Here is a 16146-nt window from a genome sequence, read left to right on the forward strand (position 1 = left end):
CGCTTTGGATCACGCGCGTCGGGAATGGCTATTGCCGCATGTAGAAATGCACCGCGGTGTGGCGGTAGATGTGGGTTTCAGGGCCTTTCAAGCCGGGGATCTTGAGTTCGGCGTGTTTGCGTGGAGTTTTCGGCGTGGCGGCGGGCGACTCGGAGAGTTCGCTTTCCTCGGTCATTGGCTCGGTCATGCCCTGGGCCATCGCTTGGGCATCGAGCGGATCGATTTCTTCCCATTCGTCGCCGAATGGGTCTTCGTCCTGCGCGGAGCCGGAGAGGAGCGTGCCGCGGGAGGGGTTGCGGCTTGATTTGTTGTTGGCGGAATTGTCCACGCGCGGGGAGCGGCGCGAATCGATGCGGTCTTCATCCTGCCAGTCGGACTTGTTCCAGCGGTCTTTGTCTTCTTTTTTCCATTTTCCCTTTGGCTTGTGCGCGGGCTGCGAAGCCTCGGGCTCCTGCTCGGTTTCGAAGAAGGGCCAGGGCGTGCGCACGATGATGAAGCCGTCGGGCGTGAGGTTTTTGGCGAGTTCCTGCATCGCGCTCGTGATGCGGCGCCAGCCGAGCGGGTCTTCGGCGAGCGGGTAGGGAGGATCGAGAAAGATCACGCGGGCCTCGCGCGGGCAGCGCGAGATCGCGCCCATGCCCAGGACATCGCTCTGGACGAGGCCGACGCGATCGCCGACGTTGAGCATGTCGATGTTCTGCTTGAGGACGCGGGCGATCTGGCGGTTTTGCTCGACGAAGACGACGTGCTTTGCACCGCGCGAGAGCGCTTCGAGGCCGATCGCGCCGGTGCCGGCGAAGCCGTCGAAGATTTCGCTGCCTTCGATGTGGCCGCGGAGGAGACCGAAGAGCGATTCCTTGACGCGATCGGGGATGGGGCGCGTGACCTCGGCGTCGGGGGGCGTAAAGAGTTTTCGAGAGCGGAACTCGCCCGCGATGATGCGCATGGGGAAGGGTATCAAATGGCGAAATAACCAAAGGGCCAAAGCGCCAAAATTCTCGCGCGGACGTTCTGGATCGATTTGGCCATTTGGCGATTTGAAACTTTGGCCATTTCTGCGCGCGCCGACGCGAGGCAGGTTGAACCTGCTCTCGGCTAGCGCCCCGGGGCGGAAACCAAACGGGGCACTCGTCGGCGCCTCTCTCCATGCTCGTGCGGGCTGTGCGGCTCTTTCGAACCGGCACGCCCGTGAATGGACGGTGGCGACGCTGGTGTGGCGTTGAAGATCGAGTCCGGCGGCACTCTCGCGCCGGCTCGTGAAAAACTACTTCGCAAGTGTGTCGATCGAGTAGGACATGAACGGCGGACGCTCGAGACCGGTGACCACGCGCCAGAAGGGTTCGCCGAATTCATCGGCGAGCCATGAGCGGAAGGGGCCGTTCTCGTGTTTGGAGAGTTCGTGGAGTGACGGTCCGCCGACGAAGACGGAGCGGTGGATGAGCAGCAGGTCGTCGGAGACGTATTCGGCTTCGGCCGCGACGCCGCAGAGCGCATCGACAAGTTTGGCGAAGAGTTCGGGCTGGAGTGTGAAGAGCAGATCGGCGTCGTGCCAGATGTAGTAGCGGAACTTGGTGGCGGGCTTGCCGCGGACGATCATGCGGTTGCGGAGGAGCGCGGCGATGCCGCCGGGTCCGTCGATGCGACGATCGAGGAGCGGGCCGGGGACGGCGCGTTCGAGTTGATAGCAGAAGGATTCGAGATCGGTGATGAAGCGTCCGTAGAAGGGACAAACTTCGGTGTCGCGCTGCATTCCGAGGAACTGGCCGAGACTTGTTGCGAACTGGAGGCGCCGGCCGGGGAAATCGGATGACGCGACGAGATGGTGTTCTTCCAGGTGCTGAGTCACCTCGGGCTGCCAGTCGGCGACCAGCAAGGGTGAATCGGGTTGTCTGGAAAGAGCGCTCATCTTGACTGATCGCACAGACGGCACGAATCGGACGAAGGGTTCGGAAAGGACGACGCGAGGCAGAATTGCGGGCGCACACCAAACGGCCGGAAAAACCCGGCGGCGGGACGGATCGACATCACCCCCCATGAACCGGGGTGCGAACAAAGCCACAACTGTGGCGAACCCGTCGCTATTTGCGCGCAACGGGGACGCTAAAGCCGCGGCCTCTGACCACCAGTAATGTGCATCACAATCAGGGGATAGGCCAGCGGACCAGAGGGTTTGTGCCGCGAAAGTTGCGCAAACGGATTATTCGGAATCATCGGAAGGACCGGATAAGGCAAACTACCGGCTTGCAAGGTCTTTAATGCGCGGGTGCATGAGAACGGGAAGCTCGGCGTTTTTACCCTCCGGAAAGAGGGATTAGGATATTGGGTCCGAGCCCGTCGGACGGAGGCGCGTCGTGAGCGACATAACAGTGACCCCGGAACGAATGATCGAAGCTATCGAGCGGATCGGAAGGCTTCCCGCCATCCCGACCCATGACTGGTGCGATCAGGCCGCGATAGCGACGGGCGGAGCGCTGCTGCCCGCGGGGGCCTCGGGCGTACTGGCGATCGGTGTTGGAACACTGCACAACGACACGATCGAGCGGATCGAAGCTGTCGGCGCGTGCGCGAGCGCGGCGGCCGAGAGCCGGATCCATGAGATTCGTGAGACACTCCGGGGAATCGGCGCTCTGCCGGCGGCGGTGCGTGTCGGAGCGGGCGAATCCAAGCTCGCGCTGCTTCCCACATCGGATCTGCGCAAGTCGACGGCGTGGGCGTCGTCGGCGGCGGGAAGGTTTTTTCTTTCGCGCGGCATGACGGCGGTTCTGATCGGAGCGGGATTGATCGCGGATGCGGACCCGACGAGGGTGCTGTGGGTGCTGGGCGCGGTCGATGACGGCGTGCCGTTTGTCGGCGACGTGATGTTTGTGACGGTGATTCTGTTGGCGCTGCTGAGGCGAGCGCGGCTGGCGCTTTCGAGCGCCGGGCACGAGAGCTCGGATTGGATCAGCCCGCGCGAGCAGGAAATTCTGAATCAACTGGTGCTCGGAAAGAGCGTGCGTCAGATCGCGGAAGAAACGGGCCGGAGCGCGCACACGATCCACGATCACGTGAAGAACCTGCACCGGAAACTGAACGCGACGAGCCGCGGCGAACTCATCGCGCGGGCGCTCGGGCATGTTTCGCAGGGCGCACGGATCCGCGAGTCGAGCCGCAAGATCAAGCAGGCATGAAGCTCAGGGGTTTGGCGGCATCGGCTCTTCCGCGCCGGCGGGCTTGGTATTCGCGCGCTTGGCGATGAGTTTGCGGATGTCGGCCGCGATGCGCCCCGCGAGGTAGGGATCGTCGGAAATATCGACCTGCACCCGTGAGGGGACGCCGGGCTGCGAATCTTCCGTCAACGAGGAGAGATAGGTCGATCGGGTGTTGGGGCGCCAGCCGAACTGATACGTCCGCTCGATGACTACTTTGACGTGCGCGTTGGTCTCTTGCGGTTTCTCGACAAAGTCGGCGGTCGCTTCTCGGGCTTGGTCGGTGCGGAGTTCGGCTTCGGGCGCGTCGGTCGGCGTGAACACGACTTCGACCCGGCGCTGCTGGTTGTGGATCGTGTCTTCCCACGCTTGACTCATGGTGGTTTCCCGTCCGGTCCAAGGCGTCAGGAAACCGGCGCTCGCGCTTGTGCGGGTGGTCAGGACTCCCGCGCGGGCATCGATGCGATCGAGGGGAAACCGGTAGGAGTGGAGCACGTCCCGAGCGGCGGTGAACGCTTCGTTGTATTCGGATGCCTGCACGCGGATGTCGGACGGCTGCGCGGTGCATCCGACCAGCAGCGCGGCGCCGGGGATCAGTAAAAGCGAGAATGAAACGTTCCCGAAACGCATCATGCGGAGAATAGCAGGCGGTGCAGGTCCTGATGGACTTGACGAAACCTATGCGCGTTGTCACCATCGGTCATCCGGACGATGTCACTTGCACCGTGAGTTCACGGGCGACCGGATAGCTGGCGGTCGCCGTGCCGCCCGGGAGGCTTCATGTTCGATCTGCTCGCCGGGGGAGTCTTGCTCGCGCTCGCCGATCCGCCGGCTGCGGACGGAGTGGTGCGTGCCGCGGCGCCGGTCGTTCAGGCGGCGCCGGAAATCGATTCGGGCAGCACGGCTTGGATGCTGATGTCGTCGGCGATGGTGCTGTTGATGGTGCCGGGTCTGGCGCTTTTCTACGGCGGCATGGTGCGCCGGAAGAATGTGCTGACGACGATGCTGCATTCGTTTGTGGCGATGGCGATCATCGGGCTTCAGTGGGTGCTGATCGGTTATTGCCTCGCGTTTGGAAAGTCGATCGGCGGGTTCATCGGATGGAGCCCGGAGTACATCGCCCTTAATGGGATCTCGCCGGGCGCGCTCTACGGTGACAAGCACGTGCCCGAACTGGTTTTTGCGATGTTCCAGGGCAAGTTTGCGATCATCACGCCGGCGCTGATTGCCGGCGCTGTGGCGGAGCGGATGAGTTTTCGCGCATACATCCTGTTCATCATCCTCTGGTCCACTTTTGTGTATTGCCCTTTGGCGCACTGGGTCTGGGCGAGCGGCGGCTGGCTCTATGAGAAGGGCGTGCTCGACTTTGCGGGAGGAACGGTGGTGCACATCGCGTCGGGCGTTTCGGCGCTGGCGCTGGTTTTTCTGGTCGGAAATCGGCGCGACTATCCGGATGGCGCGATCATGCCCAATAGCCTGGTGCTGACGCTGACAGGCGCGGGGTTGCTCTGGTTCGGCTGGTTCGGATTCAACGCCGGCAGCGCGGTGGCGGTCGAAAGCCCGGTCGCGGGAACGACGGCGGTGCTCGCGTTCACGACGACGCAGACCGCAGCGGCGGCGGCGGCGCTTGTCTGGATGCTTCTCGAATGGCGCCACACGGGCAAACCGACCAGCCTGGGGGTTGCGTCGGGGATCGTGGCGGGGCTTGTCGCGATCACGCCGGCGGCGGGACATGTGACGCCGATGTGGGCGATCGTGATCGGCGCCGGCGGCTCGGTCTTTTGTTACTTCGCCGTCCAGCTCAAGGCCCGACATCGAAGGGACGATTCACTGGACGCGTTCGGTGTGCACGGTATCGGCGGCATGTGGGGGGCGATCGCGACCGGCATCTTCTGCTTTACTCCGGTGGCCGGCCTTGTGAACGGCGGTGGATTCGGGCAGGTGGGGCTGCAGCTGCTCGGGGTCGTCGTGACGATCGTCTTTGCTTGCGTCATGACACTGATCATCGGTTCTATCGTGAAGGCTCTGGTCGGGCTCCGTGTGACCGACGCGCAGGAGCGCGACGGTCTTGATATCACCATCCACGGCGAGCGGGGGTATCACCTGTGAAACTCATCATCGCGATCATCAGGCCCGAGCGCGTGCAAGCAGTGCAGGACGCGCTGCAAAAGACCCTGGATGAAGGCGACAACTACCGGCTCACGGTCGCCTCGGTCGACGGCCACGGGCGCGCCGTGGGAGAAATCGAGTACTTCCGCGGGCAGCAGGTGCGCACACGCATGGCGCAGAAGGCGCAGATCACCATCGGCGTGAACGATGCGTATGTCGAGCGCGCGATCGATGCGATTGTTTCGGCGGCGCGCGGGGCCAACGGCGGAGAGATCGGCGACGGCAAGATCTTTGTGCTGCCGCTCGAGCAGTGCGTGCGGATCCGGACGGGAGAGCGCGGCGGGAGCGCGATCTGATTGGTTTTCGCCCGTCGTGTCGTTTAGCGCCCGCCGGGATTCCCCTGAAAGAACTGGATCGCGATCGGTTCGATTCTGGTCACCTTCCACTCGTCTCCCGTTTTCGCCCACTCGATCGTCCACCATGAGACATGCGGGAAGTTCCCCGCCTCGGGCGTGACGCGAACACGCATCTGCGTGTGCATGGTGTTCTCGGCACCCGGTGCGATCTGCAGTTCCTGAATTCCCCAGTCTTTGACTCGGTAGGTCTGGCCCAGATCAGACCGGACAGCGGCAAGGATTCCTTCACGATCAAGCCCGGCAGGAGACTTGAAGTAGTACAACTTTGCCTGCGGGGCGAGCAACTTTGCGAGCCCGTCCGTATCGACACGAGCCGTTGTGCGGAGCAACTCGCGCATGCCCTCTGCCACGCGCTCGTGATCGGTGACGACGAGCTTCGCAACGAGAAAGAGCAAACCCGCGAGCGCCGCTGCACCGGTGAGGATTGCCAAACCCTTGGGAGTGTTTCCGCGGCGTTTGAACCAGAGGCACAGAAAAAAGCCGACCGTGAGCACGGTGGCCATGAAGATCCACGGTTGTTCGAAGAGAAGGACGCCGAGGCCGAGCGGCTCTGCGAGCGGGGGCGGCGCATCGGGCAATTGCAGGGCGTTTTGCATTGGAGTCTGGATCGGCGCGACCTCCGCGGCGGGGCGTACGCTCGGACATGAGCGATTCATCTTTCGCCGATATGCGTTTCGCCGATTTCCTCGGAGCGGTTGCCGCGAAATCGCCAGCGCCCGGAGGCGGAGCGGTCGCCTCTGCGACGGGCGCTCTCTCGGCGGCATTGGCGCAGATGGTGGTCAACTACTCGATCGGGAAGAAGGATCTCGCGGAGCAGCAGGAGGAATTGCGCCTTGCCTTGACGAAGCTCGAGCGTGCGCGCGCGATGTTCCTTGAGCTCGCGGATGAGGATGCCGCGGCGTACGGCCAGCTCAACGCGCTGCAGAAGCTCCCGCCGAGCGATCCGAAGAGGGCGAGCGAATTGCCCGCGGCGCAGACGATGGCTGTTCAGATCCCGCAGAGCGTGGCAGCGACCGCTATCGATCTGTTGCGGCTCTTCGAGCAGCTCGCGCCGATCACGAATCGATATTTGCGGAGTGATCTTGGAATCGCGGCGGATTTGGCCGAGGCGACCGTGCGTGCCGCGCTCTGGAACGTGCGCATCAATGCGGAAGGGCTCGCGTCCGATGCAAGAGGGACGATCGAAACAACCAGCGGGCGTTCGGAATCCGAGGCGAACGAGCGGCGAGCACGCGTTCGTCTGGCCTGCGAGGCATGAGCGCGCGGACCAAAAACAACGACCTCCGCTTGCGCGGAGGTCGCTGCACGAATAATCCGGATGTTCACTCAGGCGGCGCGGCGATAGCTGCGACGGGCCGTCGAGAACTTGTATGAGAACTTCTTGGCGGTCGTGCGACGCGCCTTGTTGCCCTTGTTCCACGACTTGCGGGCCGAGGTTTTGCGGGCCGTGCTCTTGCGGGCGGTGCGCTTGTTCTTCTTGGCGAACTTGTTGAACGAGTAGTTGAACCAGCTCGAGGTGGTGCGGTTCTTGCGGGCGGTCGTGCGGCGCGCGGTGCGACGGACAACGCGTTTGGTCGTGCGGCGGGCTTTTCGGCTGCTGTTACGGGTCGCCATGTCTTCGGTCTCCGTTGTGCCCCCTTTCCGGAAAGGGTGGGGGCGTGGAGGCCGTCCCAATGGGGCGCCTCCGAACCTCGCGGTCGACCGGCTGTGCCGGTGTCCTAATAACCGCGATCACATGGGCGATCGGCGAGATCGGCGCGCTACTTTCGCCTTCACACAAATTTGTGCGAAAAATCCCCGTCCCGCGTCCGAGACCACGGCAAGGCCTCGTTCCTGCCGACCAAGCTTTTCGAAACTCCTACCTTGCAGCCCCCGTGACGAACGAACCAGCACCAACCGAATGGTCTCCCGAATCCTGGCGCAAGCTTCCGCAGGCCCATGCGGTTGCGTACGAAGATCCGGCGGGGCTCGCTCTCGCCGAAAAGCAGCTCCGGGATCTGCCACCTCTGGTTACGAGCTGGGAGATCGAGCGGCTGCTCGGGTTCCTGGCTGAAGCGCAGGAGGGCAAGCGGTTTGTTCTGCAAGGGGGCGATTGCGCCGAGACTCTCGCCGATTGCCGCAGCAGCACGATCACCAGCAAGCTGAAGATACTTCTGCAGATGTCGCTCGTTCTTGTGCACGGTCTCAAGAAGCCGGTGGTGCGGATCGGGCGCTTCGCGGGGCAGTACGCCAAGCCGCGCAGCAGTCCGACGGAGACGCGTGAGATTGGCGGCACGAAAATCACGCTGCCGAGCTACTTCGGTGATCTGTTCAATTCCGCGGAGTTCACGGCGGCGGCGCGCCGGCCCGACCCGCATCTGATGGTGCGGGGCTACAAGCACGCGGCGCTGACACTGAACTTCATCCGCGCACTGGTGGACGGCGGGTTTGCCGATCTGCACCACCCCGAATACTGGGATCTTTCGTTCTTTCATCACGCGAGTCTGTCGGAGCAGGTGCGATCCGAATATCGGCGCATGACGGACAATCTGGCCGACGGTCTCCGCTTCATGGAAGCGCTCGGCGAAAAGGCCGTGGACGATTTGACGCGCGTCGAGTTCTTCACGAGCCACGAAGGGCTCAGTCTCGAGTACGAGAGCGCGCAGACCAGAACCGTGCCGCGCCGTGAAGGTCACTACAACCTTTCGACGCACATGCCCTGGATCGGCGAAAGGACGCGCGCGATTGACGGCGCACACGTCGAGCTGTTCCGCGGCATCCGCAATCCGGTGGGCGTCAAGATCGGCCCCAAGGCCGCGCCGGCCGATGTAGTCACGATCTGCGAGCGATTGAATCCGAGGGATATCCCCGGCCGACTCGCGCTCATCTGTCGCATGGGCGCGCCCAATGTCAACGGCGCGCTGCCGCCGATCGTGAAGGCGGTCAAGGAGGCAGGGCGGCGGGTGCTCTGGATGTGCGATCCGATGCACGGCAATCAGATCACGACACCAAGCGGCATCAAGACGCGCTCGTTCGATGCGATCTGCGCTGAAATCGATCAGACTTGCGAAGTGCACGCGCGAATGGGCACGATCCTGGGCGGAGTCCATTTCGAGCTGACCGGAGAGGACGTCACGGAGTGCATTGGGGGCGGAGCGGGCATTACCGAAGCCGACCTGACCACGAACTACGCCAGCCTCTGCGATCCCCGCCTGAACTACCAGCAGGCTCTGGAAATGGCGTTTTTGCTGTCACGGTGTCTGTCAAAGCGGTCCGAAAGGCAGCAAAACGGGCGTTGAAGGCGAAGACCCGGCGAAAGTCGCGTGCCGCGGCGTCCGATACGCAGTGCATGCAAGCCACGGACAGCGACAGAGTACCGGCACCCCTCCGCTTCGAGCGTCGGCGCGCCGAACGCAGCGCCGCGACGGGGTCCGCGGTCGTCGTGTTCCAGCGAGCGAATCGGGCGCCCCTCCTTTCCAGTGTGCGAATTGCCGACAGCGGGCCAGGCGGGCTCGGTGTGTACTGCGATGCCGACGTCAAGCCCGGTACCGCGTTTCAGCTCTATCCGGATGATCCCTCACAGATGCGTCGCGCCGGCCGCGTCGTCGGATGTGTGCGCGTCGGAAAAAGCTTTCGTCTTGGGCTGCAGTTGCAACAGGCGCTTGCCGCGTAATCAGCCTTCGCTGCGGACGGGTTTCGCCCCAACGTCTTGTGCCCGGCTAGCGACCGTGTTGAGACGTTCGCGCTCGCGCATCGTCAATTCTGTGAGCACAATGTGCTTCATCAAAGTTCCTGCGGCTGTTGATGCCGCGGCAAGAATCCCGCGCCATCCATCGCGCCACGCGCTTTTGATGATGACTTGCTTGAGGAATGCCGCGGGCGCCGTGGTCACGATTTGCAGCACTCCGCTGCGCTCGCCACGCTCGAACAAAGCCTGCGCGGAGAGCCTGGCATATGAGGCCTGCTTTTCGAGATGATCGGCGAAGCTGCGGAAAGAATCGTGTCGCAGCGTCCCTCGCAGTTCCCTTTGGAGACCGGACCCGGGAAGTAATTCGAGCCGGTCGTGAGGACCGATGCCGGTCCAGCCCGCGAAGCCCTTCCGCACTAGCCTGAGTCTGGGTTCGGGTTGCCAGCAGTGATCCAGGAATCTGCCGGCAAAGAAGACTTTGCGATTGACGAGGAAGCCGGAAACGCGAGGGTCGTTCTCCCGGACGGCGGTGACGATGGAATCGCTCAGTTCGGAATCCGGCGGCTCGTCGCTGTCGAGGCACAGAATCCATGGCTTGACGCATTGCTGCATCGCCAACTGTTTGGTTCTGACGTGACCCAGCCATTCCGATCGGATGATTCTGGCGCCCGCTCGCTCGAGCAGCTCGATCGTCCCGTCCGTCGACCCGCTGTCCACCGCAAGGATTTCTCCCGCGTCGTCGCCGGTTCCGGCGACGAGCGGGCGCACCGCCTCGAGCACGCTCGGAAGCGTGTCGACACTGTCCTTGCAGATAATGGAAATGGAAATCGGGGGCATCGGTCGGTGAGCCGATGACCGGCCCAACGCATAATCCTACGAGCCTCGCTAGGCTGTTCGCCGGACCGACAGTGATCAGAGAGCAGCCGCCCGCCATGCACATCCGCCCGGGATTTCGAGTCGCCCGCATCGTCAAGGACTGGAGGAGCCGCGCGCCCGCCGTGAAGGATTTCGCGTCCGGGTTCGGCCTTGAGCCGGAATCGCGGATCGAGCTCTTCAAAGTCGCCGGGCATTCGTTTGTCGGCCGGGCCAGGCTCGAGGGTCAGCCTGTCGTGGTCAAGTGGCGAGAATTGACGACGCTGAACGATCGGGCGAAGTGCGCCTTCGGTGCGTCGCGGTTATTCCGGCAGTGGCGTGGGGCGCGGCTCCTTGCCAGGGCTGGAATTCCGGCGGCGCGGCCCGTGGCGCTGCTTGTTCAATACGGGCGCTCACCCGCCGAATCCGCGGCGGGCGTTGCCGCTCGCGGCCCGGCCAATCCTCGCGAGTGGCTTGTGCTTGAGGACGTCCCCGGAAGTACGGTGCTCAAGTTCATGGCGGATCGGACGCTCGGCATCGTTGACCAGCATGCGCTGGCGCGCGCGGTGGGGGTGCAGGTAGGTGCGATGCTCCGAGCCGGGCTTTGCAATCGCGATCACAAGCCTTCGAATCTTGTTGCATCTTTCGATGACGGGGTTCCGATTGTCACATTAATTGATACGGTCGCGATCCGCCGACGCTCCAACCCGGGTGAAATGGTCCGGATGCTGGCGACGTTGCTGATCGAGTCGATCGGAGTGAAGGTTGCGCCGCGGGGCGCCATCGCCTTTCGGGTGCTTCGCGATGCGTGTGCCGCGTGGCTGGAAGGGACGCTCGGACGGCCCCTCGGTTCGCACAAGGGCGATCGCAAGGCGCTGCGGGCCCTCGTCCGCTCGACCGCCCGGCGGATCGACCAGTACGTGCGGCATCACGGCGACCCGACGCCGAAGGACGACCCGTTGAGCGGTCCTCTCCCCTCCGGAGCGGAAAGCGGCGTGGGGTAATCGCGAGCGTGCCGGCTCTGCTTTTCAGGGAGTTTTTGGAGCGCGGGCAGCGCGAACGTGGGCTTTCGCGTACCCTCAGCCCAATGACCGTCGCTCAGACCAAGCCTGTTTCTCCCGCTGTCGCTGAACGAAAGCGCGTTGCCAAGGCGCACGCCGCGTCGAAGGACAAGACGTATCGCAAGCGGACGAGCCTCAAGCCGCTGTTGACGCTTCAAGACCCGGAAGCGCGTGTGTACATCGGCGACTGTCGCGAGATCATCCGGGCGATTCCGGAATGTGCCGCCCAGCAAGTGGATCTGATCTTCGCGGATCCGCCGTTCAACTGGAGCGTGCCGTATGACCACTGGCACGACGGCATGCCGCGGAGCGACTATCTCGATTTCACGTATGCGTGGCTGAAGGCGTGCGCGGATTCGCTTTCGGCGCGCGGTTCGCTTTGGGTGAACATTCCCGACGACACGGCGGCGGAGATCGTCGTGTATCTCAAGCGTCTGGGTTTGCACATGGTCAACTGGTGCATCTGGCACTATCGCTTCGGCCAGAACAACAAGGCGAGATTCATCAACAGCAAGGTGCATGCGCTTTACTTTGCGAAGCAGGACGATGCGAAGGTTCGGATCTGGAATCCAGAGCGCGTGCTCGAGATGTCGGATCGCGCGAGCACGTACGGCGACAAACGCACGCTGAACAAGAAAGACGGAATGCCCGCGGGGATGCGTGTGCCGATGGATGTTTGGTACGGGCCGAACTGGGGGCGCATCCAGGGCAACAACAAAGAGCGGCGCCCTCGCCATCACAATCAGTTACCCGAGGTGTATCTGGAGCGTGTGATCGAGGCGTGCAGCAACGAGGGGGATCTCGTGATGGATCCGTTCCTCGGAAGCGGCACGACCGGAGTCGTTGCGCACGCGCTCAAGCGGCGGTTCATCGGCTGTGAGTTCAGCGCGGCGAACGCACGGAGCGCGTTCGAGCGGATGAAGGAAGGCCCGATCAACGTCGGGAAGTCAAGGGGAATGAGCAGTGCGATCGCGCCGAAGCGCAACAGGCTCAAGGGCTTTGATTCCACCAAATCTCTCAAGACAGGCGATTGACCGCGCGACGAAGAGTTGCGTTTTCTGTCCGAGGTGAGAAGAGCGAATCGATTGCCGCCCGCAAGCCCGGGTATCGAAAGCGAAAGCCCTCTTCGCCGAGACGGTGCGATACGCAGTACCTGCCGAGTAGTGCAAGGTCCGGGTCTTTTTGAAGTATCGCCGAGCCAACTCGGACCATCCATGCCGGCGAGGGCAATCCGATCGGAACGTGCAACGCTCGGCGGAGTTCGGCCATGAAATCCTGCATCGAAACCGGCGTCGGGGCGGTCGCGACGTACATGCCGGACATGGACGAATCGAAAATTGTCCGCTCCATGATCCGCGTCATGTCGACTTCATGAATCCAGCTCACGCCCTGGCGCCCCGTTCCGATGCGGCCGCCCAGACCGAAGCGGGCGAGGCACGCGAGAGTTGGGAGCGCGCCGCCGCGGCGGCTGATCACAAAGGACGTGCGTAGTACGACGCTGCGGATTTCCGGCGAGCTCCATTTCCGATGTTCATCTTCCCACGCTTGCGCGACGATCGGCGCGAACCCGGCTCCGAGCGGCGAGCGCTCGTCGCACCAAGTGTCCGGCGGATCGCCGAACGCGTGCGCCGTGCTCATCTGCAGCCAGACGCGCGGGCGCTGCTCGATCTCGCGTAAAGCCATTCCGATTGCGCGCGTCGAATCGACGCGTGAGCGCAGGATCTCGTTTCGATTCCGCGGGTTCTTGACGCAATCGACCGAACGACCAACCAGGTTGACGATTGCATCCGCTCCGTCGAGATGCCGCTTCCACTCACCGACCGATCGGGCGTCCCACCCGACATCAGCGGGGTTGTCTGGCTTTGGTGATCGGGTGAGCACGACAACGGCGATTCCCCTCCCCAACAACGCGTGCCGCAGGAGCGAACCAAGAAAGCCGTTCCCGCCCGCGACGATGACTCGCCTTTGCCGGATTTCGGAGGCCATACGCAAAAATAGGCTTCAAAAACAGAACTTTCAATTTATTCTGAAAGTATAATATAGCATGGCCCGACTTCAGTGTGTCACCGGTGCGCTCGGATATTCGGGTCAGCAGATCGCGCGTCTCCTGCTCGATCGGGGAGATCGGGTCCGCACGCTGACGAATTCGCCGCGGCGGCCGAACCCGTTCGGCGACAGGCTTGAAATTTATCCGCTGAGCTTTGAGAAACCGGAATCGCTTGTTGGTTCCCTCGAGGGTGTTGACACGCTCTTCAATACCTATTGGGTTCGATTCAACCACAAGCGGTTTACGTTTAACGAAGCGGCGGCCAACACCCGGCGCCTCTTTGCAGCGGCGAAGCAAGCGGGTGTCCGGCGCATCGTGCACGTCAGCATCCTGAAGCCCGAGCAAGGGCGCGGTCTCGCGTACTACGACGGAAAACAGGAACTCGAGAAAGCGCTCCGCGAACTCGACATCAGCCACGCCATTCTCCGCCCGGGAGTGCTCTTTGGGCGGGGTGACATCCTCGTGAACAACATCGCGTGGACGCTGCGGCATCTTCCGGTGTTCGGGGTTTTCGGCCGCGGCGACTACAAGGTCCAACCGATGCACGTCGATGATTTCGCGGCGCTCGCGACTGAATGCGCTGATCGCGAGAACGATTTCACGGCGGATGCCGTCGGGCCTGAGACGTTCGAGTTTCGAGAACTCGTCCGGACGATCGCCGAGATCATCGGCGTGCGCCGACCGATTGTCTCGATTCGGCCCGGGCTTGGCTACGCGATCAGTCGGTTGATCAATCCTCTGGTCGGAGACGTCATCATCACGCGAGAGGAGATTGAGGGCTTGATGCGGGGTCTGCTCTTCTCCGATTCGCCGCGGACGGGCGGCACCCGGCTGACCGAATGGGCTCAGGAGAACCGCGACCGGCTCGGACGCCGATACGCCAGTGAGGTGGGAAGGCGGATCCGGCGCGACGTCTCCTACAGCCAGGTTTGAAGACCGTCGCTCGGGGTGCGGGCCGGTGCGGGGCTCCCTCCAACGCCCCGGGAGAAGCGTCTTTGGCTCCCGGGACCGCCGGATTTGAGGCTGAACAGATCCGAAACACGGAAAAATCAATTCGGAAAGGCAACCAGACGGCCGCTCCGAACGCTACCTCTTACGAGGAAAGGGCCTTTCCATGACCGAAAGCAAGACCCGGCTCGAAGAGATCCGCGTGCTCATTGTCGATGACGATCGCGACGTGCTCGATTCGTTCGAGGCGGCGTTCCAGTCCGAGGGGGCGTTGACGCAGATCGCGATGGATGGTAACGAGGCCGTGCGGATCTGCCACGAGGACCCGCCCGACATCGTGATCCTCGACATGATGCTGCCCAAGCGTTCGGGTTTCTTGGTCCTCGAAAAGATCAAGGGACACGAGGATGCGCCGGTCGTGATCATGGTGACGGCGAACGAGGGGCGGCGGCATCAGGCGTATGCGGAGAGTCTCGGCGTCGATCGGTATCTCGTCAAGCCGGTTCCTTTGGCGCAGCTGCTGGATGCGGCGGTTGAGTTGATCGAGGCCGAAGAATCCGAAGAAGAACAGAGCGAGGACGGGAAGGCGGCGGAAAAGGATTGAACTGCTTTCGCGCTTCGGTTGCGCGGCAATTCTCCGCGATCTACAATTTGGCGTGGCAAAGAAGCGACAGATCGTGCTCATGAAAGGCAGCTTGACGGGAGTGGCCGCGCTCGCCGCGGGCGCTCGCGCGACCCCTGCGCGTCAGGATGGTTCGAACGGCCCGATGGGGACGGTAAAAGAAGTCAAAGAAGTGCTCGCGCACTACAACACGGCGCCGGATGGTTCGCCACGGAGCGCGTCGCTGGGAACCGAGATGCTTCACGGGCCGGGATTGGTCGTCGAATTGCCGGTGAATCAGGAAGAAGTGACCCAGGCGCTTGTGACCGTCATCGACGACGACATTGCGTGGCCGGTCTTGAGCCGCCTGTGCAAGGCGGCGGGATGGAAGATGATGGACGTCGAAACCGGCCGAGTCTTTGGCTAATCGATGATCACCGAGAGCTGATTCTCATGCCCACCTACGTCTACGAAGTTCTCGACAAGAAAGGCAAGCCGACCGGCGAGACGTTCGAGATCGTCCAGCCCATGAAGGACGACGCGCTCACGAAGGATTCGAAGGGGCGGCCCGTGCGCCGCGCGATTGTCGCCCCCGCCGTCGCCGGCAAGTGGAGCCCGATCAAAGAGAAGAGCGCGATGAGCAACAAGAACCTCGAGCGCCTCGGATTCACCAAGTACGAGCGCAAGGGCAAAGGCTACATGGAGCGCGTAGCGGGGAAAGAAGGGCCCAAGAGCATTTCGGCGGATGACTGATTAGTCCGTGGGCGTTTGTTTTTTCCTCGTACAAACGCGAGTAATTTTCAGTTCCGTGCTTCACGCAGAGATACGCGTCTTTGAACGCCACTCTCGCCTGTGACCTCTATGGTGTCTGTGCCTCTGTCGACTTGAATGCGGCCAAATCTCGCGATGGCGTCTTTACCGTTCGCCGCTTGCCCGATGATGCCCATGTCCCAAGATCGCCCGAGATCGTCTAGTTGGTCGGACAAGCGCATCCGTACCGGGCCGGGCGACCACCAGTCCTTTGAGTCAAGCCAGACACAGACGTTCACATACGCCTTGGGCAAATCGGATGGGCTCGTTGAAATGAGTTCGCGGACAATGACCCGTGAGGGTGGAATCGGATCCGGGCTCGGAAGAAGTCTGCCAAGGGCGAATATGGCGAGGGGAATGGTCCAAAGGCCCAGCACGTAACCGACCAGCAGCCACGCGCCTCGCCGCCAAAGCTTGGTGTTGGCCTTCTGGGCAGAGTCCATGCTG

Annotated in this window: 20 protein-coding genes; 12 read left to right on the top strand and 8 right to left on the bottom strand. The window is 62.8% G+C overall.

The annotated features are described in order from the left end of the window. Positions 1–28: 28 nt before the first annotated feature. The gene (rsmD, locus tag KF691_01900; GenBank protein ID MBX3388190.1) at positions 29–946 is read right to left on the bottom strand and encodes a 16S rRNA (guanine(966)-N(2))-methyltransferase RsmD; all 918 of its coding nucleotides are present in this window, start codon (positions 944–946) and stop codon (positions 29–31) included. Positions 947–1264: 318 nt separating this feature from the next. Then, positions 1265–1906 carry a hypothetical protein gene (locus KF691_01905; GenBank protein ID MBX3388191.1) on the bottom strand — a complete coding sequence of 214 codons (642 nt, stop codon included), beginning with the start codon at positions 1904–1906 and terminating at the stop codon, positions 1265–1267. A gap of 445 nt (positions 1907–2351) precedes the next feature. Here KF691_01905 and KF691_01910 point away from each other — a divergent pair, with 445 nt between their 5' ends. Then, the gene (locus KF691_01910; GenBank protein ID MBX3388192.1) at positions 2352–3170 is read left to right on the top strand and encodes a hypothetical protein; all 819 of its coding nucleotides are present in this window, start codon (positions 2352–2354) and stop codon (positions 3168–3170) included. A 3-nt stretch (positions 3171–3173) separates the two neighbouring features. Here the strand turns inward: KF691_01910 and KF691_01915 are convergent, their stop codons facing one another. Continuing rightward, the gene (locus KF691_01915; GenBank protein MBX3388193.1) at positions 3174–3821 is read right to left on the bottom strand and encodes a hypothetical protein; all 648 of its coding nucleotides are present in this window, start codon (positions 3819–3821) and stop codon (positions 3174–3176) included. Positions 3822–3968: 147 nt separating this feature from the next. Here KF691_01915 and KF691_01920 point away from each other — a divergent pair, with 147 nt between their 5' ends. Beyond that, entirely contained in the window at positions 3969–5297 is a 1329-nt protein-coding gene (locus KF691_01920; GenBank protein ID MBX3388194.1) for an ammonium transporter, read from the top strand. Then, positions 5294–5653, top strand: coding sequence for a P-II family nitrogen regulator (locus KF691_01925; protein ID MBX3388195.1), 360 nt, complete (start codon positions 5294–5296; stop codon positions 5651–5653). The genes KF691_01920 and KF691_01925 overlap by 4 nt, the downstream gene beginning before the upstream one ends. A gap of 23 nt (positions 5654–5676) precedes the next feature. Here KF691_01925 and KF691_01930 read toward each other — a convergent pair whose 3' ends face one another. Then, entirely contained in the window at positions 5677–6369 is a 693-nt protein-coding gene (locus KF691_01930; protein MBX3388196.1) for a nuclear transport factor 2 family protein, read from the bottom strand. Here KF691_01930 and KF691_01935 point away from each other — a divergent pair. Beyond that, the gene (locus KF691_01935) at positions 6357–6971 is read left to right on the top strand and encodes a cyclodeaminase/cyclohydrolase family protein (GenBank protein ID MBX3388197.1); all 615 of its coding nucleotides are present in this window, start codon (positions 6357–6359) and stop codon (positions 6969–6971) included. The genes KF691_01930 and KF691_01935 overlap by 13 nt on opposite strands. A gap of 68 nt (positions 6972–7039) precedes the next feature. Here KF691_01935 and KF691_01940 read toward each other — a convergent pair whose 3' ends face one another. Then, positions 7040–7327, bottom strand: coding sequence for a hypothetical protein (locus KF691_01940; protein ID MBX3388198.1), 288 nt, complete (start codon positions 7325–7327; stop codon positions 7040–7042). A 260-nt stretch (positions 7328–7587) separates the two neighbouring features. Here KF691_01940 and KF691_01945 point away from each other — a divergent pair, with 260 nt between their 5' ends. Both KF691_01945 and KF691_01950 read left to right on the top strand, forming a co-directional pair. After that, positions 7588–8991: a 3-deoxy-7-phosphoheptulonate synthase gene (locus tag KF691_01945; protein ID MBX3388199.1), complete on the top strand. Its 1404-nt coding sequence runs from the start codon at positions 7588–7590 to the stop codon at positions 8989–8991. A 50-nt stretch (positions 8992–9041) separates the two neighbouring features. After that, positions 9042–9365 carry a hypothetical protein gene (locus KF691_01950; GenBank protein MBX3388200.1) on the top strand — a complete coding sequence of 108 codons (324 nt, stop codon included), beginning with the start codon at positions 9042–9044 and terminating at the stop codon, positions 9363–9365. On the opposite strand, the gene KF691_01955 is transcribed toward KF691_01950, so the two are convergent. Further along, complete coding sequence (locus KF691_01955) at positions 9366–10217, bottom strand: glycosyltransferase family 2 protein (GenBank protein ID MBX3388201.1); 852 nt, start codon at positions 10215–10217, stop codon at positions 9366–9368. Between the two features lie 95 nt (positions 10218–10312). Here KF691_01955 and KF691_01960 point away from each other — a divergent pair, with 95 nt between their 5' ends. Together KF691_01960 and KF691_01965 are read left to right on the top strand one after the other, a co-directional pair. Beyond that, entirely contained in the window at positions 10313–11236 is a 924-nt protein-coding gene (locus KF691_01960) for a hypothetical protein (GenBank protein MBX3388202.1), read from the top strand. 83 nt (positions 11237–11319) lie between these two features. Beyond that, complete coding sequence (locus tag KF691_01965; protein ID MBX3388203.1) at positions 11320–12327, top strand: site-specific DNA-methyltransferase; 1008 nt, start codon at positions 11320–11322, stop codon at positions 12325–12327. Here the strand turns inward: KF691_01965 and KF691_01970 are convergent. After that, positions 12311–13279, bottom strand: a complete 969-nt coding sequence (locus tag KF691_01970) for a TIGR01777 family oxidoreductase (protein ID MBX3388204.1) — start codon at positions 13277–13279, stop codon at positions 12311–12313. The two genes, KF691_01965 and KF691_01970, sit on opposite strands and share 17 nt — an antisense overlap. Positions 13280–13337: 58 nt before the next feature. Here KF691_01970 and KF691_01975 point away from each other — a divergent pair, with 58 nt between their 5' ends. The 4 genes from KF691_01975 to KF691_01990 all read left to right on the top strand — a co-directional run bounded on the left by KF691_01975 (position 13338) and on the right by KF691_01990 (position 15642). Continuing rightward, positions 13338–14273 (top strand): NAD(P)H-binding protein, encoded by a 936-nt coding sequence (locus tag KF691_01975; protein ID MBX3388205.1) that lies wholly within the window; start codon positions 13338–13340, stop codon positions 14271–14273. Positions 14274–14454: 181 nt separating this feature from the next. Next, on the top strand, positions 14455–14892 hold the full coding sequence (locus KF691_01980) for a response regulator (protein ID MBX3388206.1): 438 nt from the start codon (positions 14455–14457) through the stop codon (positions 14890–14892). A 52-nt stretch (positions 14893–14944) separates the two neighbouring features. After that, positions 14945–15316, top strand: coding sequence for a hypothetical protein (locus KF691_01985; GenBank protein MBX3388207.1), 372 nt, complete (start codon positions 14945–14947; stop codon positions 15314–15316). Positions 15317–15342: 26 nt separating this feature from the next. Then, positions 15343–15642 carry a hypothetical protein gene (locus tag KF691_01990; GenBank protein MBX3388208.1) on the top strand — a complete coding sequence of 100 codons (300 nt, stop codon included), beginning with the start codon at positions 15343–15345 and terminating at the stop codon, positions 15640–15642. A gap of 47 nt (positions 15643–15689) precedes the next feature. Here the strand turns inward: KF691_01990 and KF691_01995 are convergent, their stop codons facing one another. Continuing rightward, complete coding sequence (locus KF691_01995) at positions 15690–16142, bottom strand: hypothetical protein (GenBank protein MBX3388209.1); 453 nt, start codon at positions 16140–16142, stop codon at positions 15690–15692. Positions 16143–16146 lie beyond the last annotated feature (4 nt).

Source organism: Phycisphaeraceae bacterium, assembly GCA_019636555.1.
In the GTDB taxonomy this organism is placed as follows: domain Bacteria; phylum Planctomycetota; class Phycisphaerae; order Phycisphaerales; family UBA1924; genus JAFEBO01.